Origin of the sequence: Paenibacillus sp. NEAU-GSW1, from assembly GCF_009737085.1 — a bacterium.
Lineage (GTDB): Bacteria > Bacillota > Bacilli > Paenibacillales > Paenibacillaceae > Pristimantibacillus.
In genome coordinates this window covers 1-1,343 of record NZ_WOVL01000060.1, presented here as the reverse complement: position 1 = coordinate 1,343, position 1,343 = coordinate 1, and the positions used below count along the sequence as shown (strand labels likewise).

Here is a 1,343-nt window from a genome sequence, read left to right as displayed (position 1 = left end):
CAGTAGCGAAGGTCATGTACTCCGGCTGTCGAGAAAAGCCTCTAGCCAGGCGAAGGTGCCCGTACCGCAAACCGACACAGGTAGGCGAGCAGAGCATGCTAAGGCGCGCGGAAGAACTCTCGTTAAGGAACTCGGCAAAATGACCCCGTAACTTCGGGAGAAGGGGTGCCTCGGTAGGGTGAATAGCCCGAGGGGGCCGCAGTGAAAAGGCCCAAGCGACTGTTTAGCAAAAACACAGGTCTGTGCGAAGCCGTAAGGCGAAGTATACGGGCTGACGCCTGCCCGGTGCTGGAAGGTTAAGGGGAGCGGTTAGGGGTAACCCGAAGCTGTGAACCGAAGCCCCAGTAAACGGCGGCCGTAACTATAACGGTCCTAAGGTAGCGAAATTCCTTGTCAGGTAAATTCTGACCCGCACGAATGGCGTAACGACTTGGGCGCTGTCTCAACGAGAGATCCGGTGAAATTTTAATACCTGTGAAGATGCAGGTTACCCGCGACAAGACGGAAAGACCCCATGGAGCTTTACTGCAGCTTGATATTGGACTTTGGTACGATCTGTACAGGATAGGTGGGAGCCATTGAAGCATGAGCGCCAGCTTGTGTGGAGGCGACGTTGGGATACCACCCTGATCGTATCGGAGTTCTAACCTGCTACCCTGAATCGGGTAGAGGGACCGTGTCAGGCGGGCAGTTTGACTGGGGCGGTCGCCTCCTAAAATGTAACGGAGGCGCCCAAAGGTTCCCTCAGAATGGTTGGAAATCATTCGGAGAGTGCAAAGGCATAAGGGAGCTTGACTGCGAGACCTACAAGTCGAGCAGGGACGAAAGTCGGGCTTAGTGATCCGGTGGTACCGAATGGAAGGGCCATCGCTCAACGGATAAAAGCTACCCTGGGGATAACAGGCTTATCTCCCCCAAGAGTCCACATCGACGGGGAGGTTTGGCACCTCGATGTCGGCTCATCGCATCCTGGGGCTGAAGTAGGTCCCAAGGGTTGGGCTGTTCGCCCATTAAAGCGGTACGCGAGCTGGGTTCAGAACGTCGTGAGACAGTTCGGTCCCTATCTGTCGTGGGCGCAGGAAATTTGAGAGGAGCTGTCCTTAGTACGAGAGGACCGGGATGGACGTACCGCTGGTGTACCAGTTGTTCCGCCAGGAGCACCGCTGGGTAGCCAAGTACGGACGGGATAAGCGCTGAAAGCATCTAAGCGTGAAGCCCCCCTCAAGATGAGATTTCCCAATTCGTAAGACCCCTTGAAGACGACGAGGTTGATAGGCTGGGGGTGGAAGCACAGCAATGTGTGGAGCTGACCAGTACTAATCGGTCGAGGGCTTATCCTAATG

General features: G+C 55.5%; 1 rRNA gene. It reads left to right on the top strand.

Features of this window, described 5'->3' with window-relative positions:
- Nucleotides 1-1,340 (top strand): 23S ribosomal RNA (locus GOM71_RS23635); the annotation flags it as partial.
- Between the last annotated feature and the right edge of the window lie 3 nt (nt 1,341-1,343).